22 protein-coding genes are annotated in these 23903 nt (G+C 70.4%); 21 read left to right on the forward strand and 1 reads right to left on the reverse strand.

The window, feature by feature from the left end; translation table 11 throughout:
* Positions 1-75 precede the first annotated feature (75 nt).
* Complete coding sequence (gene uvrA, locus AC3DE3_RS14190) at positions 76-3120, forward strand: excinuclease ABC subunit UvrA (protein WP_488370415.1); 3045 nt, start codon at positions 76-78, stop codon at positions 3118-3120.
* A gap of 103 nt (positions 3121-3223) precedes the next feature.
* Here the strand turns inward: uvrA and AC3DE3_RS14195 are convergent, their stop codons facing one another.
* Positions 3224-3625 (reverse strand): DUF1844 domain-containing protein, encoded by a 402-nt coding sequence (locus AC3DE3_RS14195; RefSeq protein ID WP_488370416.1) that lies wholly within the window; start codon positions 3623-3625, stop codon positions 3224-3226.
* 318 nt (positions 3626-3943) lie between these two features.
* Between AC3DE3_RS14195 and infC the strand changes: the two genes are divergently transcribed.
* The 20 genes from infC to tyrS all read left to right on the forward strand — a co-directional run bounded on the left by infC (position 3944) and on the right by tyrS (position 23405).
* Positions 3944-4564: a translation initiation factor IF-3 gene (infC, locus tag AC3DE3_RS14200; protein ID WP_260487225.1), complete on the forward strand. Its 621-nt coding sequence runs from the start codon at positions 3944-3946 to the stop codon at positions 4562-4564.
* 91 nt (positions 4565-4655) lie between these two features.
* On the forward strand, positions 4656-4850 hold the full coding sequence (rpmI, locus tag AC3DE3_RS14205) for a 50S ribosomal protein L35 (RefSeq protein WP_007630819.1): 195 nt from the start codon (positions 4656-4658) through the stop codon (positions 4848-4850).
* 68 nt (positions 4851-4918) lie between these two features.
* Positions 4919-5299: a 50S ribosomal protein L20 gene (gene rplT / locus AC3DE3_RS14210; RefSeq protein WP_260487226.1), complete on the forward strand. Its 381-nt coding sequence runs from the start codon at positions 4919-4921 to the stop codon at positions 5297-5299.
* An 11-nt stretch (positions 5300-5310) separates the two neighbouring features.
* Positions 5311-6150: a TrmH family RNA methyltransferase gene (locus AC3DE3_RS14215; protein ID WP_488370418.1), complete on the forward strand. Its 840-nt coding sequence runs from the start codon at positions 5311-5313 to the stop codon at positions 6148-6150.
* Positions 6147-7808, forward strand: coding sequence for an ABC-F family ATP-binding cassette domain-containing protein (locus AC3DE3_RS14220; RefSeq protein ID WP_488370419.1), 1662 nt, complete (start codon positions 6147-6149; stop codon positions 7806-7808). Before AC3DE3_RS14215 ends, AC3DE3_RS14220 begins: the two co-directional genes overlap by 4 nt.
* A 117-nt stretch (positions 7809-7925) precedes the next feature.
* Positions 7926-8981: a phenylalanine--tRNA ligase subunit alpha gene (gene pheS, locus AC3DE3_RS14225; RefSeq protein ID WP_488370420.1), complete on the forward strand. Its 1056-nt coding sequence runs from the start codon at positions 7926-7928 to the stop codon at positions 8979-8981.
* A 42-nt stretch (positions 8982-9023) separates the two neighbouring features.
* Complete coding sequence (gene pheT / locus AC3DE3_RS14230) at positions 9024-11558, forward strand: phenylalanine--tRNA ligase subunit beta (RefSeq protein WP_488370421.1); 2535 nt, start codon at positions 9024-9026, stop codon at positions 11556-11558.
* The gene (gene thiD, locus AC3DE3_RS14235; protein ID WP_260487230.1) at positions 11551-12390 is read left to right on the forward strand and encodes a bifunctional hydroxymethylpyrimidine kinase/phosphomethylpyrimidine kinase; all 840 of its coding nucleotides are present in this window, start codon (positions 11551-11553) and stop codon (positions 12388-12390) included. Before pheT ends, thiD begins: the two co-directional genes overlap by 8 nt.
* Positions 12391-12481: 91 nt before the next feature.
* Entirely contained in the window at positions 12482-13264 is a 783-nt protein-coding gene (locus tag AC3DE3_RS14240; protein ID WP_260487231.1) for a DUF2786 domain-containing protein, read from the forward strand.
* An 86-nt stretch (positions 13265-13350) separates the two neighbouring features.
* Positions 13351-14388, forward strand: a complete 1038-nt coding sequence (argC, locus tag AC3DE3_RS14245) for an N-acetyl-gamma-glutamyl-phosphate reductase (protein WP_260487232.1) — start codon at positions 13351-13353, stop codon at positions 14386-14388.
* Positions 14385-14861 carry a hypothetical protein gene (locus AC3DE3_RS14250; RefSeq protein WP_488370422.1) on the forward strand — a complete coding sequence of 159 codons (477 nt, stop codon included), beginning with the start codon at positions 14385-14387 and terminating at the stop codon, positions 14859-14861. The genes argC and AC3DE3_RS14250 overlap by 4 nt, the downstream gene beginning before the upstream one ends.
* 1 nt (position 14862) lies before the next feature.
* Positions 14863-15798, forward strand: coding sequence for an acetylglutamate kinase (argB, locus tag AC3DE3_RS14255; RefSeq protein WP_488370423.1), 936 nt, complete (start codon positions 14863-14865; stop codon positions 15796-15798).
* The gene (locus tag AC3DE3_RS14260; protein ID WP_488370424.1) at positions 15795-17039 is read left to right on the forward strand and encodes an acetylornithine transaminase; all 1245 of its coding nucleotides are present in this window, start codon (positions 15795-15797) and stop codon (positions 17037-17039) included. Before argB ends, AC3DE3_RS14260 begins: the two co-directional genes overlap by 4 nt.
* Positions 17036-18028 carry an ornithine carbamoyltransferase gene (gene argF, locus AC3DE3_RS14265; RefSeq protein WP_260487236.1) on the forward strand — a complete coding sequence of 331 codons (993 nt, stop codon included), beginning with the start codon at positions 17036-17038 and terminating at the stop codon, positions 18026-18028. Before AC3DE3_RS14260 ends, argF begins: the two co-directional genes overlap by 4 nt.
* Complete coding sequence (locus tag AC3DE3_RS14270; RefSeq protein ID WP_260487237.1) at positions 18025-18522, forward strand: arginine repressor; 498 nt, start codon at positions 18025-18027, stop codon at positions 18520-18522. Before argF ends, AC3DE3_RS14270 begins: the two co-directional genes overlap by 4 nt.
* A 51-nt stretch (positions 18523-18573) precedes the next feature.
* Positions 18574-19773, forward strand: coding sequence for an argininosuccinate synthase (locus AC3DE3_RS14275; protein ID WP_488370425.1), 1200 nt, complete (start codon positions 18574-18576; stop codon positions 19771-19773).
* A complete protein-coding gene (gene argH / locus AC3DE3_RS14280; protein WP_260487239.1) occupies positions 19770-21209 on the forward strand; it encodes an argininosuccinate lyase in 1440 nt (479 codons plus the stop codon). The genes AC3DE3_RS14275 and argH overlap by 4 nt, the downstream gene beginning before the upstream one ends.
* A gap of 5 nt (positions 21210-21214) precedes the next feature.
* Positions 21215-21436 (forward strand): Trm112 family protein, encoded by a 222-nt coding sequence (locus AC3DE3_RS14285; protein WP_260487240.1) that lies wholly within the window; start codon positions 21215-21217, stop codon positions 21434-21436.
* A 59-nt stretch (positions 21437-21495) separates the two neighbouring features.
* Entirely contained in the window at positions 21496-22128 is a 633-nt protein-coding gene (locus AC3DE3_RS14290; protein WP_260489297.1) for a DNA-3-methyladenine glycosylase, read from the forward strand.
* Between the two features lie 5 nt (positions 22129-22133).
* Positions 22134-23405: a tyrosine--tRNA ligase gene (tyrS, locus tag AC3DE3_RS14295; RefSeq protein WP_312027427.1), complete on the forward strand. Its 1272-nt coding sequence runs from the start codon at positions 22134-22136 to the stop codon at positions 23403-23405.
* The last annotated feature ends 498 nt before the right edge of the window (positions 23406-23903 follow it).

Genomic DNA, 23903 nt, shown 5'->3' on the forward strand with positions numbered 1-23903 from the left:
GGGATCGGCAGCCATGCGGCAGGTGCGGCTTTCGTCACGGGTACGTGGCGGCCTCCCGACTCGGAAGGAGAACCCATGGTGGACCGTCTGGTCGTCCGCGGCGCACGGGAGCACAACCTCAAGGGCGTCGACATCGACGTCCCCCGCGACTCGCTGATCGTGTTCACGGGGCTGTCGGGATCCGGCAAGTCCTCACTGGCGTTCGACACGATCTTCGCCGAGGGCCAACGTCGCTACGTGGAGTCGCTGTCCTCCTACGCCCGGATGTTCCTGGGACAGATGGACAAGCCGGACGTCGACTTCATCGAAGGCCTCTCTCCGGCGGTGTCGATCGACCAGAAGTCGACCAACCGGAACCCTCGCTCCACCGTCGGCACGATCACCGAGGTGCACGACTACCTGCGGCTGCTCTACGCCCGCGCGGGGATCCCGCACTGCCCCACCTGCGGGGAGGTGATCTCCCGCCAGACGCCGCAACAGATCGTCGACCAGATCCTCGAGGGGGAGGAGGGCGCGCGGTTCCAGGTGCTCGCCCCCGTGGTGCGGACCCGCAAGGGCGAGTTCGTGGACCTCTTCGCGCAACTCGCGGCCGACGGGTACAGCCGCGTCCGGGTGGACGGCGAGCTGCACACGCTCGCGGAGCCGCCGACGCTGAAGAAGCAGGAGAAGCACGATATCGAGGTCGTCGTGGACCGGCTGGCGGCCAAGTCGTCCTCCCGGCAGCGGCTCACCGACTCCGTGGAGACCGCGCTCGGTCTGGCGGATGGCGTGATCGTGATCGAGTACGTGGACCTCGAGGACTCGGATCCGGCCCGTCACCGCAGGTTCTCCGAGCACATGGCCTGCCCGAACGGCCATCCGATCGCGTTGGACGACATGGAGCCCCGGGCTTTCTCGTTCAACAACCCCTACGGTGCCTGCCCGGTGTGCGACGGCCTCGGCTCCCACCTCGAGGTGGATCCGGACCTCGTCGTCCCCGACCCCGAGCGTTCGCTCGCCGACGGTGCGATCGCCCCCTGGTCCGGCGGACAGAGCGCCGACTACTTCCAACAGCTCCTCACGGGGCTCGCCGGCGACATGGGATTCGACCTCCGCACTCCGTGGCAGGACCTGCCCGCGAAGGTCCGCAAAGCCGTGATGGGAGGCGCGCCGACGAAGGTCCGGGTGCAGTACCGCAACCGGTTCGGGCGCGTGCGGACCTACGACGCCAAATTCGAGGGCGTGATGTCGTTCCTCAAGCGGCGCCTGGAGCAGACCGAATCGGAGTCGCAGAAGGAGCGCTACCAGGGGTACATGCGCGAGGTCCCGTGCCCCGGATGCGACGGCACCCGGCTCAAACCCGAGATCCTCGCCGTCACCCTCGCCGGGCCCGGGGGGCAGGAGCGTTCGATCGCCGACATCAGCCGCATGTCCGTGGAGGACTGCGCGGAATTCCTGGGCGGACTCGAACTCGACTCCCGCCAGGCGATGATCGCCGGTCGAGTCCTCAAGGAGATCCAGGCACGAATGGGCTTCCTGCTCGACGTGGGGTTGGACTACCTGTCACTCGACCGCGTCGCGGGCAGCCTGTCCGGGGGCGAGGCCCAGCGGATCCGACTGGCCACGCAGATCGGATCGGGTCTCGCGGGAGTGCTCTACGTCCTGGACGAGCCGTCCATCGGACTTCATCAGCGGGACAACCGCCGACTCATCGACACACTCGTCCGGCTGCGCGACCTCGGCAACACGCTGCTGGTGGTGGAGCACGACGAGGACACCATCCGATCGGCGGACTGGATCGTCGACATCGGACCGCTCGCCGGGGAGCACGGGGGACGGGTGGTCCACTCGGGCGACTACAAGGGATTGCTGGCCAACTCCGAGTCGCTGACCGGTGACTACCTCGCCGGCCGGCGAGAGATCGCCATCCCGGACAAGCGGCGCACACCGAGCCCCGACAAGAGCCTTCGCGTGAAGGGCGCCCGGGAGAACAACCTGAAGAACGTCGACGTGGTGTTTCCCGGGGGCGTGCTGTGCGCGGTCACCGGTGTCTCCGGATCGGGGAAGTCCACCCTGGTCAACGACATCCTCGCGACCTCGCTGGCCAATCAGCTCAACCGGGCCCGGCAGGTGCCCGGCCGTCACTCCCGGATCGACGGCGTGGACGGGTTCGACAAACTCGTCCAGGTGGACCAGTCGCCGATCGGACGCACCCCGCGTTCCAACCCGGCCACCTACACCGGGGTGTTCGACAAGATCCGCACCCTGTTCGCCGCCACCACGGAAGCCAAGGTCCGCGGGTACAAGCAGGGCCGGTTCTCGTTCAACGTCAAGGGCGGCCGCTGCGAGGCGTGCCAGGGTGACGGCACGCTGAAGATCGAGATGAACTTCCTCCCGGACGTGTACGTGCCGTGCGAGGTGTGCCACGGTGCGCGGTACAACCGCGAGACCCTCGAGGTGCACTACAAGGGGAAGACCATCGCCGAGGTGCTGGACATGCCCATCGAGGAGGCGTGCGAGTTCTTCGAGCCGATCACCTCGATCCACCGGTACCTCAAGACCCTGACCGAGGTCGGGCTCGGTTATGTCCGACTGGGCCAGCCCGCCCCGACCCTGTCGGGCGGTGAGGCCCAGCGGGTCAAGCTGGCCGCGGAGCTGCAGAAGCGGTCGAGTGGTCGGACGGTGTACATCCTCGACGAGCCGACCACCGGCCTGCACTTCGAGGACATCACCAAGCTGCTGCTGGTGATCCAGGGGTTGGTCGACAAGGGCAACACGGTGATCGTGATCGAGCACAACCTCGATGTGATCAAGAGCGCCGACTGGGTCATCGACATGGGACCCGAGGGCGGCGCCGGCGGCGGCAGGGTGGTCGCGGAGGGAACCCCGGAGCAGGTGGCGGTCGTTCCGGAGAGTCACACCGGCCGGTTCCTGGCGGAGGTCCTCCCTGCGGTGACCGAGGAGTCGGAGAAGGCGCCGGCGAAGACGGCCGGCAAGAAGACGGCCGGCAAGAAGAAGGCCGCCACGAAGACGGCCGGCTCCACAGACCGGGCCGCGACATCGCCCGCAACGCCCCCCGCGTCCGCGGCGGCCAAGAAGACCGCTGCGAAAGCGGCCCGCAAGGCGCGAGCCCTACGCTGACGAGTACCCGGTCCGGGCAGCCGGTTCCGGACCGGGAACACCGGGGGCGGCGTGGTCGGCGCCGATCTTCCGGTTCAGCGCCGACCTTTTCGATTGGGCGCGGTCAGTAGACCGGGCCGGTGAACTTCTCGCCGGGGCCCTCGCCGGGCTCGTCGGGGTAGGCGCTGGCCTCCCGGAACGCGCGCTGGAGGCCCTGCAAGCCGTCCTTGACGACCCGGGCCTGGGGCCCGAGATGCTCGGCGGACCCGGCCACCAGACCGGAGAGGGCGGTGATGAGCTTGCGTGCCTCGTCGAGATCCAGTCGCGGGCTCGACGTGGGGTCGTCGTCGGAGAGCCCCAGCTTCTCGGCCGCGGCGCTCATGAGAACGACGATCGAGCGGAAGATGATCTCCTGCGCGGAGACATCAGCCAGGTCGACGATCTCGACCTCACGGGCGTCGAGGTGCCCCTCGAGCAGGTTCTCGGTGCCGGCCTGGTCGGTGGAGGCGGGCTGATCGGTGGTCATGCCGAACACTGTCCCACGGACCGATCCCCATCGTGTGGCCAGCCACCGGTTTGGGGGCAATGGTCAAGACTGGTATAGTGATGTATCGACTGTGGGAATCCGCTACGTAGCGGGTTCCGTCGTCCAAGAGGAGCCTAATCTCCCACCATCCGACGCCGGAAGGCAGTTTGATGGTCACCACCCCGGCGAGGGGCTGCGAGCGATCGCGGAAGTGTCCTCGTCGACGGGTGAGGAGTGAGAGGCCCCCGGTAGGCATACCGTGGGGCCTTCTCGGTTTGACCGGTAGTCGCCGGCGGGCCGGGGTCCTCGAGGGCGGTTGTGCGACCGCGTGAGTGGTCGTGTGCAGAGCACCGTAACTACCGAGGAGGGCCCATCAGCGCCGAAGCACGTATCAACGAACGAATCCGTGTCCCCGAAGTCCGACTCGTCGGCCCCGGGGGCGAGCAGGTGGGGATCGTTCGCGTCGAAGATGCACTTCGTCTGGCCCTGGAGGCCGATCTGGACCTCGTCGAGGTCGCGCCCAACGCGCGCCCGCCGGTGTGCAAGATCATGGACTACGGCAAGTTCAAGTACGAGGCGGCGCAGAAAGAGCGCGAGTCGCGGAAGAACCAGCAGCAGACCGTCGTCAAGGAGCAGAAGCTCCGGCCGAAGATCGACACCCATGACTACGAGACCAAGAAGGGGAACGTCGTCCGTTTCCTCGAGAAGGGCTCCAAGGTCAAGGTCACGATCATGTTCCGCGGTCGTGAGCAGTCCCGGCCCGAGCTCGGTTTCCGGTTGCTCCAACGCCTGGCGGACGACATCACCGACTACGGATACGTGGAGACCAGCGCCAAGCAGGACGGTCGCAACATGACCATGGTCGTGGCACCCCACCGTGGTGCCAAGACCCGCGCCAAGGCCCAGGACTCCAAGGTCACCGACCCCGCTTCCGAGTAGGCCCCCGCCGACCAGACCACGGACGCCCGACGTCCGCACACCCGAGGCCCCACCGGGCCTTCCGGGACGAACCATGTGAGGAAGACCGATCATGCCGAAGATGAAGACCCACAAGGGCACCGCCAAGCGCTTCCGTAAGACCGGAACCGGCAAGCTGGTGCGTCAGCAGGCCAACCGCCGCCACATCATGGAGAAGAAGCCCACCAAGCGCACCCGTCGTCTCGACGGCCGCACGGACGTCGCCCCGGCCGACGTGCCCCGCATCAAGCGGCTTCTCGGGCTCTGAGCCCCCCACCTTCGAAGAACTTCCCGGCCGCCGGCAGGCGGTCGACCCAGACCAGTGAGGATTGACCAGTGGCACGCGTGAAGAGGGCCGTCAACGCCCAGAAGAAGCGTCGGACCGTACTCGAGTCCACCAAGGGCTACCGCGGACAGCGTTCGCGGCTGTACCGCAAGGCCAAGGAGCAGATGCTCCACTCGATGACCTACAGCTACCGCGATCGTCGTGCGCGCAAGGGCGACTTCCGCAAGCTGTGGATCTCCCGCATCAACGCTGCGGCCCGCGCCAACGACATGACCTACAATCGCTTCATCCAGGGCCTCAAGCTCGCGGGTGTCGAGGTCGACCGCAAGGTCCTCGCCGATCTCGCCGTCACCGACCCGGCCGCCTTCACGGCGCTGGTCGAGGTCGCCCGCAAGGCGCTGCCGGCCGACGTCAACGCGCCGGCTGCCTGACGCGGGGCGAATTGACGAACACTCCGCCCGCCCAGGGCACGGGACGACCCGCGGATCCGTTCACCGAACGGACCCCGCGGGTCGTTTCCGCATCCAAGCTCCACCGCGCCGCCGCCAGACGTAAGGCCGGCCGGTTCCTCGCCGAGGGCGCCAACTCCGTCGAGGCGGCACTGGCCACCGGCGCCGCGATCGAGGTCTTCTGCACCGAGGACGCTCTCGTCCGGTTCGCCGACCTCCTGGACGTCGCCCGGTCGTCCGGGGTGCCGGTGTCCGTGGCGACCGACAGGGCCCTGAAGGGGCTGTCGGACACGGTCACCCCCACGGGCATCGTCGCCCTGTGCCGCACGGTGGTGCGCACGGACTCCGCAGACGTCGCCGCACCGACGCCCCGGCTGGTCGCCGTCGGCCAGTCGCTGACCGAGCCCGGCAACGTGGGCACCCTGGTCCGGGTCTCCGACGCCCTCGGCGCCGACTCGGTCTGGCTCACGGAGGGCGGCGCGGACCCGGAGAACCCCAAGGCGGTCCGGGCCTCCGCCGGCAGTGTGTTCCACCTGCCCGTCGTCCGGGGGATCGCCGAGGACGACCTCATCGACCGGGCACACCGGTCGGGTCTGCAGGTGGCGGCCGCCGCAGCCGACGGTGAGGTGGACGTGGAGCGGGCGGACGACCTCCTGTCCAGGCCGACCGCGTGGATCTTCGGCAACGAGGCCCACGGCGTACCCGAACAGCTCGCGGCCGCCGCGGACCTCCGCGTCCGCATCCCCATCCGTGGAAGGGCCGAGAGCCTGAACATCGTCACCGCCGCCTCCATCTGCCTCCACACGAGCGCCCGGCTCCAGGCGGGATCGTGACCGGGACCCTCACCGCCCGCGGAGTCGGCGCCACCCGCGGGGCGCGGACCCTGTTCGGCGGGCTCGACCTCGTCGTCGCACCCGGGGACGTCTGGGGCCTCACCGGCCCCAACGGCGCCGGTAAATCCACCCTCCTCCACGCCCTCGCCGGCGACCCCGTCGCCGAGATGACCGGGGAACTCACCCTCAGCCCGCCGGACGCCACCGTCGGCCTCCTCCGACAGGAGGTGGAGCGCGACGACGACGAGGTTGTCCGCGACTTCCTGCACCGCGTCACCGGGGTCGCGGACGCGCTCGAGCGGATGAACGCGCTGGCAGGGCAGATGGCGGACTCCGACTCCGCCGCGGACGCCTACGGGGACGCCCTGGAGCGCTGGTTGGCTCTCGGCGGTGGCGACCTCGACGAGCGGATCCCCGTCACCGCGGCACGGCTGGGGCTCGACGACGCGGTGTTGGGGCTGCCGATGTCGGCGCTGTCGGGAGGGCAGGCCGCCCGCGTGAACCTCGGCGCCGTGCTGCTCAGCCAGTACGACATCCTGCTGCTGGACGAGCCCACCAACGATCTCGACCTGGCCGGGTTGGCCGTCCTCGAGGAGTTCATGCAGGCCGAGCGGCGCCCGATGGTGGTGGTCAGCCATGACCGCGAGTTCCTGGCCAGGTGCGTCACCGGGATCGTCGAACTGGACTCGGCCCAGCAGCAGATCGCCGTCTTCGACGGCGGCTACGAGGCGTACCTCGCCGAACGGGCGCTGGCACGGCAACGGGCCCGCGACTCCTATGAGGAGTACGCGGGCAGGGTCGACCAGCTGAAGGACCGCGTGCAGACACAGAAGTCCTGGCTGGACAAGGGCGTGCGCAACACGATGCGCAAGACCGGCGGAAAGGACGCGGAGCGCGACAAGCACATCCGGAACCGGGCGGGCCAGCGCTCCGAGAAGCAGGCCGCCAAGATCTCCCAGTCCGAGCGGGCGATGGAACGCCTCGAGGTGGTCGCCGAACCGCGCAAGGAGTGGGAGCTCCAGATGGAGATCGCGACGGCGCCCCGCTCCGGTTCCGTGGTGGCCGTGCTCGCCGAGGCCGTCGTGCGCCGCGGCGACTTCGTCCTCGGCCCGGTGACCCTGCAGGTCGACGCCGGGGACCGGATCCTCATCAGCGGCTCCAACGGCTCGGGCAAGACCACGCTGCTCGCCGCGATCACCGGGGAGCGGGCGGTCGACTCGGGCCGCGCGACCGTCGGGTCGGGGGTCCGGCCCGGGACGGTGGACCAGGCACGGACGGAGTTCGGCGGGCCGGACCCGCTGCTGGACACGTTCTGCGTCGCCGCCGACCCGGCCGGCCTCGACCCCACCGAGGCCCGCACCCTGCTCGCCAAGTTCGGGCTCGGTGGCGAGCACGTCGCCCGCGCCTGCGCGTCGTTGTCACCGGGGGAGCGGACCCGCGCCGCGCTGGCCCTCCTGCAGCAGCGCGGGGTGAACCTGCTGGTGCTGGACGAGCCGACCAACCATCTGGACCTGCCGGCGATCGAGCAACTCGAGCAGGCCGTGGACGCGTTCGGCGGCACGGTCCTGCTCATCACCCACGACCGGCGGATGCGGGACGCCTTCCGCGCGACCCGCGAACTGCTGGTGGACGCGGGCTCGGTGCGGGAACGACGCTGACGGACTCCCCCCGACCAGCAACGGGGGGCGCGGGGGTGCGACCGGGGATCGACTAGTCTTGGCCCGGACGCGGGGCGGTCGACGACAGGCCGCAGAGACTGGAGGACGAGGGCACCGGTGAGCGAAGAGACAGGCGCGGGCGAGGTCCGGATCGACGAGGAGTCGCTGGCGGGGTACGCCGCGGACGCCGAGGCCGCGTTCGGCGCCGCCGCGGACCTCGAGGCGCTGGCCGCCGCCAAGACGGCACACCTCGGCGACCGCAGTCCGATCGCCCTGGGGCGCCGGACCCTCGGTTCCCTGCCCAAGGAGCAGAAGGCGTCCGCGGGCAAGGCCGTCAACGTGGCCCGCGGCCGGGTCCAGCAGGCCTACGACGCCCGCCTGGCCGAGCTGCAGGCCGAGCGCGACGCCGCCGTCCTGGTGGCCGAGACCCTCGACCTGACCGTCCCGTCCGGGCGGGCGCCGGTGGGGGCGCAGCACCCCATCACGATCATCACCGAGCAGGTCGCCGACGTCTTCGTGGCCATGGGGTGGGAGATCACGGAAGGGCCGGAGGTCGAGGCGGAGCACTACAACTTCGACGCCCTCAACTTCCTGCCCGACCATCCGGCGCGCACCCTCCAGGACACCTTCCACATCGCGCCCGAGGGCAGTCGACAGGTGCTGCGCACCCACACCTCCCCGGTGCAGATCCGCACCATGCTCGACCGGGAGCCGCCGATCTACGTGGCCTGCCCCGGCCGGACGTTCCGCACCGACGAGCTCGACGCCACGCACACCCCGGTGTTCCACCAGGTCGAGGGGCTCGCGATCGACAAGGGGCTGACCATGGCCCACCTGCGTGGCGCGCTCGACGCCTTCGCCCGGGCCCTGTTCGGTCCGGAGACCCGCACCCGCATGCGGCCCAACTACTTTCCCTTCACCGAGCCCTCGGCCGAGGTCGACGTGTGGTTCCCGCGCAAGAAGGGCGGCGCCGGCTGGGTCGAGTGGGGCGGCTGCGGGATGGTGCACCCCAACGTACTGACGGCCTGCGGAATCGACCCCGAGGAGTACTCGGGTTTCGCGTTCGGCATGGGCCTGGAGCGCACCCTGCAGTTCCGCAACGGCCTGTCCGACATGCGCGACATGGTGGAGGGCGACGTGCGCTTCTCCCTGCCGTTCGGCATCCGCTCCTGACCCGCCGCATCCACCCCACCCCAGAAGACGAAGGACCCCACAGTGCGAATTGCGCAGTCCTGGCTGACCGAGATCCTGCAGCGGGCCAACGACGGCTGGTCGGTGAGCCCGGCCGAGCTCGACGCCGGCTTCGTGCGCGTCGGCCTCGAGGTGGAGGGCGAGCCGGAGCAGCTGCCCGAGATCTCCGGCCCGCTCACCATCGGCCGGGTCAGCAGCATCGAGGAGCTGGAGGGCTTCAAGAAGCCCATCCGGTTCTGCCTGGTCGACGTGGGCGCCGGCGAGCCGCAGCAGATCGTGTGTGGCGCGCGGAACTTCGCTTCGGGTGACCTCGTGGTCGTCGCGCTGCCGGGCACCGTCCTGCCGGGCGGGTTCGAGATCGGCAGGCGCAAGACCTACGGCAGGCCGAGCGAGGGCATGATCTGCTCGGCCTCCGAGCTGGGGATCGGCTCAGACCACAGCGGGATCATCGTCCTCGCCGAGGGCACCGCCCAGCCCGGGGACGCCGCGGCTCCGGTTCTCGCTGCAGGCGCCGGCGAGCGGGACACCGTGATCGAACTCAACGTGACGCCGGACCGTGGTTACTGCCTGTCGGCCCGCGGTCTGGCCCGCGAGCTCGCGTGCGGTTTCGACCTCGACTTCGTCGATCCCGCGGCCGAACTCGGGCTGCCGTCGGAGAAGGAGACCTGGCCGCTCGAGGTGGCCGCCGAGTCCGGGGCCCAGCGGTTCGCGTTGCGTCGGGTCACCGGCATCGACCCGTCGGCGCGGACCCCGTGGTGGATGGCCCGTCGCCTGCTGCTCTCGGGTGTGCGACCGATCTCCCCGGCCGTCGACGTCACCAACTACGTCATGCTCGAGTCGGGGCACCCGATGCATGCCTTCGACGCCGCGCGTCTGCAGGGCGGGCTCACCGTCCGCCGGGCCCGGGCGGGGGAGACGCTCACGACCCTCGACGACATCGAGCGCACGCTCGATCCGGAGGACGTCGTCATCTGCGACGACCGCGGACCGATCTCGATGGCCGGTGTCATGGGTGGCGCCAGCACCGAGGTCTCCGACGAGACCACCGACGTCCTGCTCGAGGCCGCCGTGTGGGACACCCTCGCGGTGTTCCGGACCATCCGCCGACACAAGCTCCCGAGCGAGGCGGGCAAGCGCTATGAGCGAGGGGTCGACGCGGCCGCGTCCATCGCGGCACTCGACCGCGCGGCGACCCTGCTCGCCGAGATCACCGGCGGCACCGTGGAGGCCTCGTTGACGGACGTCGGATCCGCCCCCGTCATGCCGACGATCGCCTTCGACCCCGACCGCCCCTCCCGGGTGGCGGGGGTCGGGTACCCGGCTGGGACCGCGCGCAGGCGGTTGGAGCAGATCGGCTGCGCCGTCGCCGGGGACGACGCCGTCCTGCTCGAGGTGACCCCTCCGGCGTGGCGCCCCGACCTGACCCTCCCCGCGGACCTGGTCGAGGAGGTGCTGCGACTGGAGGGACTGGAGAACATCCCGTCGGTCCTGCCCACCGCTCCCGCCGGTCGCGGCCTCACCGCCGTCCAGCGCGGCCGACGCGCCGTGGGCCACGCCCTGGCCGCGGCCGGGCACGTCGAGGTGCTGACCTCCCCGTTCTGCGATCCGGCGGTGTTCGACGCGATGGGACTGGACGACGACGACGAGCGCCGCAGCACCATGTCCGTGGTCAACCCCCTGGAGAGCGACAAGGCGCATCTGGCGACCACGCTGGTGCCCTCGCTGGTCGAGATCGCCCGCCGCAACATCACGCGCGGTACCCGCGATCTCGCGCTGTTCTCCGTCGCGCAGGTGTCGTTCCGGACGCCGGCCACGTCCGGGGTGGACATGCTGCCCGTCGACCGTGAGCCGACCCTCCGGGAGCGCGACAAGCTTGCCGCGTCCCTGCCCGAGCAGCCGCTCCACGTGGCGGCCCTCTACACCGGCAGGAGGGAGCCCGCCGGGCACTTCGGTCCGGGCCGGGAGGCCGACGCACTCGACGCGGTGGAGGCAGCCAGGATCGTCGGCCGGGCCCTCGGCGCCGAGGTCGAGGTGCGGGCGGCCGAGCGTGCGCCCTGGCACCCGGGCCGCTGCGTGGAGGTCCTGGTCGACGCCGGTGCGGCGGACGACGGGTCGTCGGACGCAGGGGCGGGGGTCGCCGTGGTCGTCGGTCATGCCGGCGAGCTGCACCCCGCGGCGTGCGAGCGACTCGGACTGCCGGCGCGCACCTGCGCCGTCGAGCTGGACCTCACCGCGATCGGCGCCCGCGAGGTCCTGCCCGCCCCGACCATCTCGCCCTTCCCGTCCGTGAACCAGGACGTCGCGCTCGTCGTGGACGCCGCGGTCCCAGCCGCCGAGGTCGAGGCGGCACTCCGATCGGGTGGCGGGGAGCTGCTGGAGAGCGTGCGGTTGTTCGACGTGTACACCGGTGCCCAGCTCGGGGACGGGCGCAAGTCGCTGGCCTACGCATTGACGTTCCGGGCCGGGGACCGCACGCTCACCGAGGACGAGGCGAGCGCGTGGCGTACCGCCGCCGTCGAGGCCGCGGAGGCAGCCGTGGGGGCGAGCCTGCGTGGTTGACGACGGACCCACCACCGCGGCTCGGGTTCCGCGGGTGCTGTGCATCGCGGGCACGGACCCGTCCGGCGGGGCCGGACTGCTCGCTGACACCAAGGCGGTCGCCGCGATGGGCGGGTACGGGATGGGTGCCGTCACCGCGGTCACCGTCCAGAACACCGTCGGGGTGTCCGGGGTGCACGCCGTGCCCGTCGACATCGTCATCGCCCAGCTCGACGCCGTTGCCGATGACGTGACCATCGACGCCGTCAAGATCGGCATGCTCGGCGAAGCCGGGCTCGTCGAGGCGGTGGGCGACTGGCTTCGTCGTCGTCGACCTCCCCACGTCGTCCTCGACCCGGTCATGGTCGCCACCACCGGCGGCAGGCTCGCCACAGACGACGCGGCACGGATGCTGCGCGACCTCGTCCCGCTCGTCGACCTAGTCACCCCCAACGTCCCGGAACTCGCGGTCCTGTGCGGCGGTGAACCCGCGGAGCACATCGAGACCATCGTCGGGCAGGCCGAACTGGTGCACGAGCAGACCGGCTGCGCGGTGCTCGCCACGACCGGGGACCTCGAGGACGGCAGCGCCGAGGACGTGCTGGTGGAGTCCGAGGGGGACCGGCGCACGACGCTGCGGCTCCCGTTCGTCCGCGTCGACACCCCGCACACCCACGGCACCGGGTGTTCGCTGTCCTCGGCGCTGGCCACCGCCAGGGTGGGGGCCCGCGACTGGGAGGCGGCCTACCGTCGCGTCCGGCCGTGGATCGACGGGGCGCTGCAGGGCGGGCTCGCGCTGGACGTGGGACACGGTTCCGGTCCGCTCGACCACACGTGGTTCCTGCACCACTGACCTGCGGCGGCTGCGTGACGCGACCGTACGGTGTCGTACACCTGTGCGAATATCGCTCGCGCCAGAAGGCCGAGACGATCAGGAGTACACAGTGAACACCTCCCACACCACTTCCCAGGACGACTTCCGGACCTCGTCACGGGGCGCCCACGAGACGGCGGGACGACCGCCCACGGAGAAGGCTCTGGAACGGGTCCGCAAACTCTTCGCCAAAGCCGAGAGCGTGGCGGGCACGCCGGAGGCCGAGGTCCTGCTCGAACGCGCCTACGCGCTGCTCGCCAAGTACGGGGTCGACGAGGCGCTGGCGCGGACCGGACCGGACACCACGGCCGCCGAGGTGGCGGTCCTCGACCACGTGATCTCGGGCCGTTACCAACCCGACCAGGTGGGCCTGGTGGCCGCCCTCTCCACGGCCATGCACTGCCGGGCCGTCACCTCCGCCCGCGGGGACGGCACCCGGGTCGTGCACATCGTGGGCGTGCGGCGCCACGTCGAACGGGTGGGCATGCTCGTCGGGGCGCTCACCGGGGTGATGCTCGCCGCGGCCGCCCGCCAGCAGCCCGCCCCGGGGGTTTCCGCCGTCACCCATCGCAAGTCGTTCATGACCGGCTTCGCGTTCGAGGTGGGGCGTCGGCTGGAGGCCGCCGAGCGGGGCGCGGTGGCTTCCAGCCGGGACGCCGCGGGGGCGGGGCTCGTACTGCGATCCGACTCCCAGCGCGCGGATGCCGAACTCCGCCGCCGCTTCCCGACCGCCGTGCGCGGCGCCCGCCGCCGGGTCGGTATGTCCGGGATCGAGGAGGGGCGCCGGGTCGGTGGCTCGGTGGATCTGGGGCAGAGCCGGTTCGCGGGTGGCCGGCGCCAGATCGGGGCCTGAGCCCGCCGAGGGCTGGTGGCCTGGGGGTCGGGACGGGGCAGGCCTGCGACATGCAAAAGATTGCGAAGTAGTGCATACTCGTGCGTATGGCAATCACGGTAGCGGTCGCAGGTGCTTCGGGTTACGCGGGCGGGGAGTTCCTCCGCCTCATCCTGGGGCACCCCTCCTACGCCTCGGGTGAGCTCGAGATCGGCGCCCTCGCCGCCGGGTCGAGTGCCGGACAGTCGATGGGGGAGCACCACCCGCATCTCCTGCCGCTCGCGGACCGCGTCCTCGTGGAAACGAGCGCGGACACCCTCGCGGGTCACGACGTGGTGGTGCTGGGTCTGCCCCACGGGCACTCCGCGGCGATCGCCGAACAGCTCGGACCGGACGTCCTCGTCGTCGACCTGGGCGCGGATTTCCGGCTCTCGGACGCGGGCGACTGGACGGCGTACTACGGCTCCGACCACGCCGGGACCTGGCCCTACGGGCTCCCTGAGCTCCCCGGCGCGCGCGAGGCGCTGCGGTCCACCCGTCGCATCGCGGTCCCGGGGTGTTTCCCCACCGGAGCCACGCTGGCCTTGTTCCCCGCGGTCGCGGCCGGTCTCGTCGACCCCTCCGCCATCACGATCGTCTCGGTGACCGGCGCGTCGGGTGCCGGCAAGGCCGCCAAGGTCCCGATGCTCGCCGCCGAGGTCATGGGCTCGGCCAAGGCCTATGGGGTGACCACCCACCGGCACACCCCGGAGATCATCCAGAACCTCCGCGCGGTCACCGACGCGGAGGTGTCGGTGAGCTTCACCCCGGTCCTCGCTCCCATGGCCCGCGGCATCCTCACCACCGCGGTCGCGCCCACGACGGCGACCGCCGAGGAACTCCGCGCGGTGTACGCCGCGGCGTTCGGCGACGAGCCGTTCGTCCACGTCCTGCCCGCGGGCGTGCAGCCCATGACCGCATCCGTCCTCGGGTCTAATGCGGTACAGCTCGGCATCGAGGTCGACGAGCGCGCCGGCCGGGCGGTGTTGACCGCGGCGATCGACAACCTGGCCAAGGGCACCGCCGGCGGCGCGATCCAGTCGATGAACCTCGCGCTCGGCCTCCCGGAGACCGCCGGCCTCAGTACGGTCGGGCTGGCCCCGTGAGTGCGGACACCCTGTCCGGAGCGACGCCCATGGGCCACGCCCACGGCCTCGAGGCGTGGTCCGATCCCGTGGAGAAGAACGCGGTGTTCTGGGTCACCCCCGCCGGCGCGACGGCCGTCCTGGAGGTCGACGGCGACGAAGCCGACGCCGCGGAACTGCGGTGGAGCGTCCTCAGCGCCGAGGTCCCGTCGATCCGTGCGGTCGTCCTGCTCGACGGTCCCGGCTCCGGTGCACCCGGCGAGGACTTCACGTTCACGCACGAGGTCGCCGAGGACGTCGCCCGGTTCGTCAGCGCCCGGTCGGATGCCGAGGCCGGCCCGATCGAGGTGCTCGTCTTCCGTCCGGACACCGATCAGTCCCCGTGGCCGGAACCCGCGCGCACCGCCGATGGGGTGGAGTTCCGGTTCCACCACCGCGGCGGCGCCGACGTCCGTCTCACCCTGACACTTCCCGACCAGCCCGGAGAGGCCTGACATGACCACAGCGATGAACGACGGTTCCACCGAACTGACGCCGTTCGTCCGCGCGCACGTCCTCGCCGAGGCACTGCCGTGGCTGCAGAAGTTCCACGACAAGATCGTCGTGGTGAAGTACGGCGGCAATGCGATGGTCGACGACGACCTCAAGGCCGCCTTCGCGGCGGACATGGTGTTCCTGCGGACCTGCGGGCTCAAGCCCGTCGTGGTCCACGGGGGCGGTCCGCAGATCACCTCGATGCTCGGCCGACTGGGCATGGAGGGTGAGTTCCGCGGCGGGTTCCGGGTCACCACTCCCGAGGTCATGGACATCGTCCGCATGGTGCTGTTCGGCCAGGTCGGACGCGAGCTGGTCGGGCTCATCAACGCGCACGGCCCGTATGCGGTCGGGATCTCCGGCGAGGACGCAGGCCTGTTCACCGCGGTCCGCCGGACGGCGATGGTCGACGGGGAGCCCACCGACATCGGTCTGGTCGGCGATGTGGAATCGGTGGACCCGCGCGCCGTGCTCGATTTGATCGAGGCCGGACGGATCCCGGTGGTGTCGACCATCGCACCCGACTCCGACGGCACCGTCCACAACATCAATGCCGACTCGGCGGCCGGCGCACTCGCGGCGGCACTCGGCGCGGAGAAACTCATCGTCCTCACCGACGTGGAGGGCCTCTACACCGACTGGCCGGACCGTTCCTCGCTCGTGACCCACCTCGGTACCGAGCCGCTCGAGCGGCTCCTACCGTCCCTCGAGAGCGGGATGGTGCCGAAGATGGAGGCCTGCCTGCGCGCGGTCCGGGGCGGGGTCCACGCCGCCCACGTCATCGACGGACGCGTCGAGCACTCGGTGCTCCTCGAGATCCTCACCGAAGGGGGCATCGGGACCATGGTCACCGAGGGCAACCACGAAACCCGGTCACCGGCAGGAGCCGACAGATGAGCACCACGCACACCGACACCCACACCTCCACCGACCTCACCTCACGGTGGGACTCCGCCCTCATGCGCAACTACGGCACCCCGCCACTCGAGTTGATCTCGGGACGCGGGGTCACGGTCACGGCCGCCGACGGGCGCGAGTACACGGACCTGCTCGGCGGGATCGCGGTGAACTCCCTCGGCCACGCCCACCCCGCGGTCGTCGAGGCGGTCAGCCGCCAGGTGGCCGAGTTGGGGCACGTCTCCAACCTGTACCTCCACCCCAGGGTGGTGGAGCTGGCCGAGCGGCTCGAGTCCCTGCTGGCCGTCGACCAACCCGTCCGGGCCTTCTTCTGCAACTCGGGAGCCGAGGCCAACGAGGCCGCGTTCAAGATCGCCCGGCGCACGGGCCGGTCCCGGATCCTCGCCGCGCAGAACGGCTTCCACGGCCGGACGATGGGGGCGTTGGCGATGACCGGCCAACCCGCCAAGCGCGCGCCGTTCGAGCCGATGCCCGCCGGCGTCGAGTTCTTCCCCTACGGCGACATCGAGGCCCTCACCGCGCTCGTGGAGACGGCCCCGGACGACACCGCCGCGGTGATCGTCGAGCCGATCCAGGGCGAGGGCGGCGTCGTCGAACCGCCCGAGGGCTTCCTCGCGGACGTCCGGGCCCTGTGCACCGCCCACGGGATCCTCATGATCGTCGACGAGGTCCAGACCGGCATCGCCCGCACGGGCGCGATGTTCGCCTGCCGCAAGGCCGGGGTCGTCCCCGACGTGATCACCCTGGCCAAGGGGCTCGGTGGCGGGCTGCCCATCGGCGCCTGCCTCGGCGTCGGCGCCGCCGGCGAGCTGCTCACCGCCGGCCAGCACGGCACCACCTTCGGCGGGAACCCCGTCTCGTGCGCCGCGGCGCTCGCGGTGCTCGAGACCATCGAGTCCGACGACCTCGTGGCGCACGTCGACCGCCTCGGGAAGATCATCGCCGCCGAGATCGAGTGCCTCGACCACCCGCTCGTGGACCACGTGCGCGGCCGGGGCCTCCTGCTCGGGATGGTGCTCACCGCACCGGCCGCCAAGGCGGTGGAGGAGGCGGCGCGCGACGCCGGCTACCTGGTGGGTGCCACCACCGCGGACGTGGTCCGGCTCGCGCCACCGCTCATCCTCTCCGAACAGCAGGTCGCCGAGTTCGTGTCCGCACTGCCCGGGATCCTCGACACCGCGTCGTCCACCATCGCAGCCCAGAAGGAGTCCTCGTCATGACCGGTCCGACCGCCAGCACGTCGACCACTGCGGGTTCCCCGGCCACGGCGGACTCCTCCACGCGCGTCATCCGTCACTTCCTGCGCGACGATGACCTCAGCCCCCGCGAGCAGGCCGAGGTCCTGGACCTCGGGTTGAGGCTCAAGGCCGACCCGTTCTCCGCCCGCCCCCTGGAGGGGCCCCGGTCGGTCGCGGTCATCTTCGACAAGACGTCCACCCGCACCCGGTTCTCGTTCGACGCCGGGATCGCGGAACTGGGCGGCAACGCCATCGTCGTCGAGTCCGGCTCCACCCAGATGGGCAAGGGGGAGACCCTCTCCGACACCGCCCGGGTGATGTCGCGCTACGTCGAGGCGATCGTCTGGCGCACCTATTCGCAGGACGGTCTGGTCGAACTCGCCGCCCACTCCGACGTCCCCGTCGTCAACGCCCTGAGCGACGAGTTCCATCCGTGCCAGATCCTGGCCGACCTGCTCACCATCCGGGAGAACTTCGGCCGAACCGAGGGACTCCGGGCGGTGTACCTGGGCGACGGGGCCAACAACATGGGGCACTCGTACCTCCTCGGGTTCGCGACCGCCGGCATGCACATCACCATCGCGGCCCCCGAGGGGTATCAGCCCACCGGCCGGGTGGTCGCCGACGCCGAGCGGATCGCGGCGGAGACCGGCGGTTCGGTGACCATCACGACCGACGTCGACCGGGCCGTCGACGGCGCCGACGTCCTCATCACCGACACCTGGGTGTCCATGGGGATGGAGGACTCCGCGTCCGAGCGACTGCGCGACCTGGCCGGGTACCAGCTGGGCCGGGTCGCCGTGGACAGGGCGTCGGATGACGTGATCGTCCTGCACTGCCTACCCGCCTACCGGGACAAGGAGATCACCGCGGAGGTGATCGACGGGCCCCGCAGCCGCGTGTTCGACGAGGCAGAGAACCGGCTCCACGCGCAGAAGGCGCTGCTGGTGTGGCTCCTGGAGCGAACGTGACCGCCATCGGCACCGTGAGTCGGACCGCCCGACACGCGCGGATCGTGGAGATCCTCCGTCGACAGGCGGTACGCAGCCAGACCGAGCTCGCGGAGGCGTTGGCACAGGAGGGCATCGCCGTGGCGGTCGCCACCCTCAGCCGGGACCTCGACGAACTCGGCGCCGTCAAGCTCCGCGCGGCGGACGGTGGCGCAGGCCGCTACGTGATCCCGGAGGACGGAAGCCACGTCCCGGGGATCCCGGGTGGCACCGACCGACTTGGCAAGCTGCTCGCCGACCTGCTCGTGTCCGCCGATCACAGCGGAAACATCGCCGTCCTGCGGACACCCCCCGGGGCGGCCAACTTCCTCGCCAGCGCCCTCGACCGGGCCAATCCGGACGACGTCGTCGGGACGATCGCGGGGGATGACACCATATTCGTCATGGCGCGCGAACCCGTCACCGGCGCTGAACTCGCGGATCGGCTGGCCGGGTTGGCGCGACGCCAACTCTGACCGGTCCCGCACACCGACCCTCGACCCATCCCATACCTCTAGGAGAACACCATGTCCGATCGCGTCGTCCTCGCCTACTCCGGCGGACTAGATACTTCCGTGGCCATCAGCTGGATCGGTAAGGAGACCGGCGCCGAGGTCGTCGCCGTGGCCATCGACCTGGGCCAGGGCGGTGAGGACATGGACGTCGTCCGGCAGCGTGCACTGGACTGCGGCGCCGTCGAGTCGGTGGTCGTGGACGCCCGGGACGAGTTCGCCGACGAGTACTGCGCCCCCACGATCAAGGCCAACGGCCTGTACATGCGCGAGTACCCGCTGGTCTCCGCTATCTCCCGTCCGCTCATCGTCAAGCACCTGGTGACCGCGGCCAAGATGCACGGCGGCACGGCCGTGGCCCACGGGTGCACGGGCAAGGGGAACGACCAGGTCCGTTTCGAGGTCGGTTTCGGCGCTCTCGCGCCGGACCTCGACGTGATCGCGCCGGTCCGCGACTACGCGTGGACCCGTGAGAAGGCGATCGAGTTCGCGGAGCAGAACGAGATCCCGATCAACGTCACCAAGAAGTCGCCGTTCTCCATCGACCAGAACGTCTGGGGCCGTGCGGTCGAGACCGGATTCCTGGAGGACCTGTGGAACGCCCCGACGAAGGACGTCTACGACTACACCGAGGATCCGACGATCAACTTCGCCGCACCCGATGAGGTGACGGTGACCTTCGCCGAGGGAGTGCCGGTCGCGATCGACGGCCGCAAGGTGAGCGTGCTCGAGGCGATCGAGGAGCTCAACCGTCGCGGCGGCGCGCAGGGCGTCGGGCGGCTCGACATGGTCGAGGACCGCCTGGTGGGCATCAAGAGCCGTGAGGTCTACGAGGCCCCGGGTGCCATGATCCTCATCACCGCCCACAAGGCGCTCGAGGACGTCACGCTCGAGCGCGAACTGGCCCGGTACAAGTCCGGCGTCTCGGACACCTGGTCCAACGCCGTCTACGACGGACTGTGGTTCTCGCCGCTCAAGTACGCCCTGGACGCCTTCATCGACAAGACCCAGGAACACGTGTCGGGCGACATCCGGATGGTCCTGCACGGGGGTTCGATCACCGTCAACGGGCGCCGCTCCGACTCCTCGCTCTACGACTTCAACCTCGCCACCTACGACGAGGGCGACTCGTTCGATCAGAGCTACGCCAAGGGCTTCGTGAACCTGCACGGCCTGAGTTCGAAGATCGCCGCGAAGCGGGACCTCGGCCTGTGAGTGCGGACCAGGGTCACGCCGGTCGGCACGGCACCAACACCGGCGCGCTGTGGGGCGGCCGCTTCGCCGGCGGGCCGACGGAGGCCATGGCCGCGTTGAGCAAGTCCACCCACTTCGACTGGGAACTCGCCCCGTACGACATCCGGGCGTCCAAGGCGCACGCACGGGTCCTCCACCGCGCGGGTCTGCTCACCGGTCCCGACCTCGACACCATGCTCGACGGGCTGGATCGTCTCGCCGCGGATGTCGATTCCGGTGCCTACGTCCCGGCCGAGTCCGACGAGGACGTCCACGGCGCCCTCGAGCGAGGGTTGATCGAGCGGGTCGGTCCCGAGGTGGGCGGTCGGCTCCGTGCCGGCCGGTCCCGCAACGACCAGGTGGCCACGCTGTTCCGCATGTGGCTCCGCGATGCCGTGCGGGCGGTCGCCGCAGGGGTGCTCGACGTGATCGATGCGTTGGTCGCCCAGGCCGACGCCCACCCGGAGACGGTGATGCCGGGCAAGACCCACTTCCAGGCCGCGCAGCCGGTCCTGCTCGCCCACCAGTTGCTCGCGCACGCCCAGCCGCTGTTGCGCGACCTGGACCGGATCCGTGACCTCGATCGTCGGCTGGCGGTGTCGCCGTACGGGTCGGGTGCGCTGGCGGGGTCCTCGCTGGGACTGGACCCGGATGCGATCGCCGCCGAACTGGGCTTCGATCGCGCGGCGGACAACTCGATCGACGCCACCAGCTCCCGCGACTTCGCCGCCGAGGCCTCGTACGTGCTCGCGCAGATCGCGGTCGACCTGTCCCGCCTGGCGGAGGAGATCATCGCCTGGTCGACCCCGGAGTTCGGGTACGTCACGCTGGCCGACGAATGGTCGACGGGCAGTTCGATCATGCCGCAGAAGAAGAACCCCGACGTGGCCGAGTTGATGCGCGGGAAGACCGGTCGACTGATCGGGAACCTGACGGGACTGCTGGCGACCCTCAAGGCGCAGCCGCTCGCCTACAACCGCGACCTGCAGGAGGACAAGGAACCGGTCTTCGACTCGGTGGCGCAGCTGGATCTGTTGCTGCCGGCCATGGCCGGACTCGTGGCCACCCTGGAGTTCCACCCGGCGCGACTCGCCGAGCTGGCTCCCGCCGGGTTCACCCTGGCGACCGACATCGCGGAGTGGATGGTGCGACAGGGCGTCCCGTTCCGGGTCGCCCACGAGGCGGCGGGGGAGTGCGTGCGCGTGGCGGAGAACCGCGGCGTCGGGCTCGATGAGTTGGACGACGACGAGTTGGCTGCCGTGGACCCCGCGCTGACGCCGGAGGTACGCGAGGTCCTCACCGTCACCGGTTCGATCGCGTCGAGGAACGCCCGGGGTGGCACCGCGGGCGACGCGGTGGCCGAACAGCGCCGGCGGCTGGGCGAGATCCGCGATGAGTTCGCCGGCTGGGTAGGCTGAGCGCCATGTCCGTCATCGACGCACGTCTACTCGACATCCTCGCCTGTCCCGAGGACAAGGGACCGCTCCTGCTCGCGGGACCGGAGACGCTCTACAACCCGCGTCTGCGTCGTGCCTACCGCATCGACGACGGCATCCCGGTCCTGTTGGTCGACGAGTCCCGGCAGGTCGACGACGCCGAGCATGCGGAACTGGTCGCCCTGGCAGGGGGAGGCACCGAGGGGTGACGTCCCCCGACGACCGGACCGACCCGATCGACGTCGTCGACTCCGATCGGTTCCGGACGCTGCTACGGGATTCGTCTCCCGACACCGCGGCCCGGGCGCTGCTCGGCGGGGTCCTGTCGCACGGCGCGGTCGCGGTACGGATCCTCGAGGTCGAGGCCTACGGCGGCCCGCCCGGTTCCCCGTTCCCCGACGCGGCGGCACACACCTGGCCGGGACCCACGGCCCGGAACCAGGTGATGTTCGGGGACGCGGGGCACCTGTACGTCTATCTGAGCCACGGGATCCACCAGTGCGTGAACATCACGTGCCGCCCCGCCGGGGAGGGCGGAGGTGTGCTGCTCCGGGCCGCCCGCATCGCGGATGGTCACGAGATCGTGGGCACCCGCCGGCCGGGCGTCGTCGCCGAGCGCGCGGCCCGCGGCCCCGGGAATCTCGGCAGGACCCTGGGCATCGACCTGTCGATGCGAGGTATCGACGTGCTCGACCCGTCGTCGTCGGTCCATTTCCGGCCGGAACCTGTCCCCGGGGCCCGGATTCGTTCCGGCCCCCGGGTCGGGGTTTCCCGTGAGGCGGATCGTCCGTGGCGCTTCTGGGTGGCCGGCGCGCGGGAGGTCTCGACGTACCGCCGCAGTCCACGGGCACCGCAGGTGACCCGCCCCGTGGTGGCCCGGCACGCCGATGGGGGACAATGACGGTCGTGACCAACAACATCCTCGATGAACTCCAGTGGCGCGGGCTGATCGCCCAGTCGACAGATCTCGACGCGCTCCGGGCGCACCTCGACGAGGGGGCCGTGTCGCTGTACTGCGGTTTCGACCCGACCGGGCCGAGCCTGCACGCCGGTCACCTCATCCCGCTGCTGACGCTTCGCCGCTTCCAGCTGGCCGGGCACCGGCCGATCGTTCTGGCCGGCGGCGCCACCGGCATGATCGGTGACCCCCGCGACGTGGGGGAGCGGGTCATGAACACCTCCGACACCGTGGCGGAGTGGACCGAGCGGATCGCCGGACAGCTCGAGCGGTTCGTCGACCTCACCGAGGGGCCCACGGGGGCGCGGGTGGTCAACAACATGCAGTGGACTGGGCACATGTCCGTGATCGAGTTCCTCCGCGACGTGGGCAAGCACTTCTCCCTCAACACGATGCTGGGTCGCGACACGGTCAAGCGTCGGCTGGAGGGCGAGGGTATTTCGTTCACCGAGTTCTCGTACATGCTCCTGCAGGCGAACGACTTCCTTCAGCTGCGCCGCAACCTGGACTGCACGCTGCAGCTGGGCGGTTCCGACCAGTGGGGCAACATCATCGGCGGCGTCGACCTGAACCGTCGCGTCGACGGGGAATCCGTCCACGCCGTGACCGTCCCCCTGGTGACCTCGTCCGACGGCAAGAAATTCGGGAAGTCCACGGGCGGCGGCAGCCTGTGGCTCGATCCCGCGATGACGAGCCCGTACACCTGGTACCAGTACTTCCTCAATACCGCTGACGCCGATGTGGTGCGTTACCTGCGGTGGTTCTCCTTCCTCGGACGGGAGGAGATCGACGAGCTCGAGGAGCTCACCCGGGACAAGCCCCACCTGCGGGCGGCGCAGAAGCGACTCGCCGAGGAGATGACGACACTGGTGCACGGGGTGGCGGCGACGGAGTCCGTCCAGGCCGCCGCGCAGGCGCTGTTCGGTAGGGGAGAGCTCTCCGGTCTCGACGAATCGACACTCGCGGCCGCGCTCGACGACGCCGGAGCGGTCGAGATCGCCCGGGGAGAGCCCGTCACGATCGTCGATCTCCTGGTGGCCTCCGGTCTGAGCGACAGCAAGGGGGCGGCCCGACGCGCCATCGGCGAGGGCGGCGCCTACGTGAACAACGAGCGGGTGTCGGACCCGGAATGGACGCCGGCGGCAGGGGACCTCCTGCACGGCTCATGGTTGGTGCTCCGACGGGGCAAGAAGAACTTCGCCGGGGTCAAGCTCAACTGAGCCCAGCGGGGACGAAGGCGCCGGTGACCCCGGCGCCTTCGTCGTTTAGCGCGGTTTACCTGTGGGTTTGCGTTTCCATTCACGTCTGCGTAACTTATTGGACGTCGCCGAGAGCGGCCCGGGCCGAGAGGCCGGGGACGCCGAGGAGACGAGCTCCGAACAGCAGGAAGATCCGCCGGTTTGACTCGGTGAGACCGGATAGCTAACATGGAGAAGTTGCTCTCGAGAGAGTCGCAGCGAAGCAGCGAGGCAGAGAAGTTGGCCGGTTTGTGAATCGGCGAGCGGGACTGTTACGCTGGTGGAGTTGCCTTCTCGAAGAGGGCAGCGAGATTCACCCCGGGTGACACGAGACAGAGATGCCGCGTGGAGACGGTGTGTGGGTGTTGTTTGAGAACTCAACAGTGTGTTTTGTTTGTGATAGTGCCAAATTTTTTGTTTGGTTGCGACCCTTTCACATCCCTGTCGTGGGGGTCGCGTTTTTGGTTTGAACAGCCAGTT

Source organism: Dietzia sp. IBK-p2-16D (assembly GCF_057773085.1).

What these genes read in the sequence shown, in the direction of transcription:
- uvrA (WP_488370415.1), top strand. Translation starts at nt 76, where the DNA reads ATGGTGGACCGTCTGGTCGTCCGCGGCGCACGGGAGCACAACCTCAAG.
- AC3DE3_RS14195 (WP_488370416.1), bottom strand. Translation starts at nt 3,625, where the DNA reads ATGACCACCGATCAGCCCGCCTCCACCGACCAGGCCGGCACCGAGAAC.
- rpmI (WP_007630819.1), top strand. Translation starts at nt 4,656, where the DNA reads ATGCCGAAGATGAAGACCCACAAGGGCACCGCCAAGCGCTTCCGTAAG.
- argC (WP_260487232.1), top strand. Translation starts at nt 13,351, where the DNA reads ATGGCAATCACGGTAGCGGTCGCAGGTGCTTCGGGTTACGCGGGCGGG.
- argB (WP_488370423.1), top strand. Translation starts at nt 14,863, where the DNA reads ATGACCACAGCGATGAACGACGGTTCCACCGAACTGACGCCGTTCGTC.
- AC3DE3_RS14260 (WP_488370424.1), top strand. Translation starts at nt 15,795, where the DNA reads ATGAGCACCACGCACACCGACACCCACACCTCCACCGACCTCACCTCA.
- argF (WP_260487236.1), top strand. Translation starts at nt 17,036, where the DNA reads ATGACCGGTCCGACCGCCAGCACGTCGACCACTGCGGGTTCCCCGGCC.
- AC3DE3_RS14275 (WP_488370425.1), top strand. Translation starts at nt 18,574, where the DNA reads ATGTCCGATCGCGTCGTCCTCGCCTACTCCGGCGGACTAGATACTTCC.
- AC3DE3_RS14285 (WP_260487240.1), top strand. Translation starts at nt 21,215, where the DNA reads ATGTCCGTCATCGACGCACGTCTACTCGACATCCTCGCCTGTCCCGAG.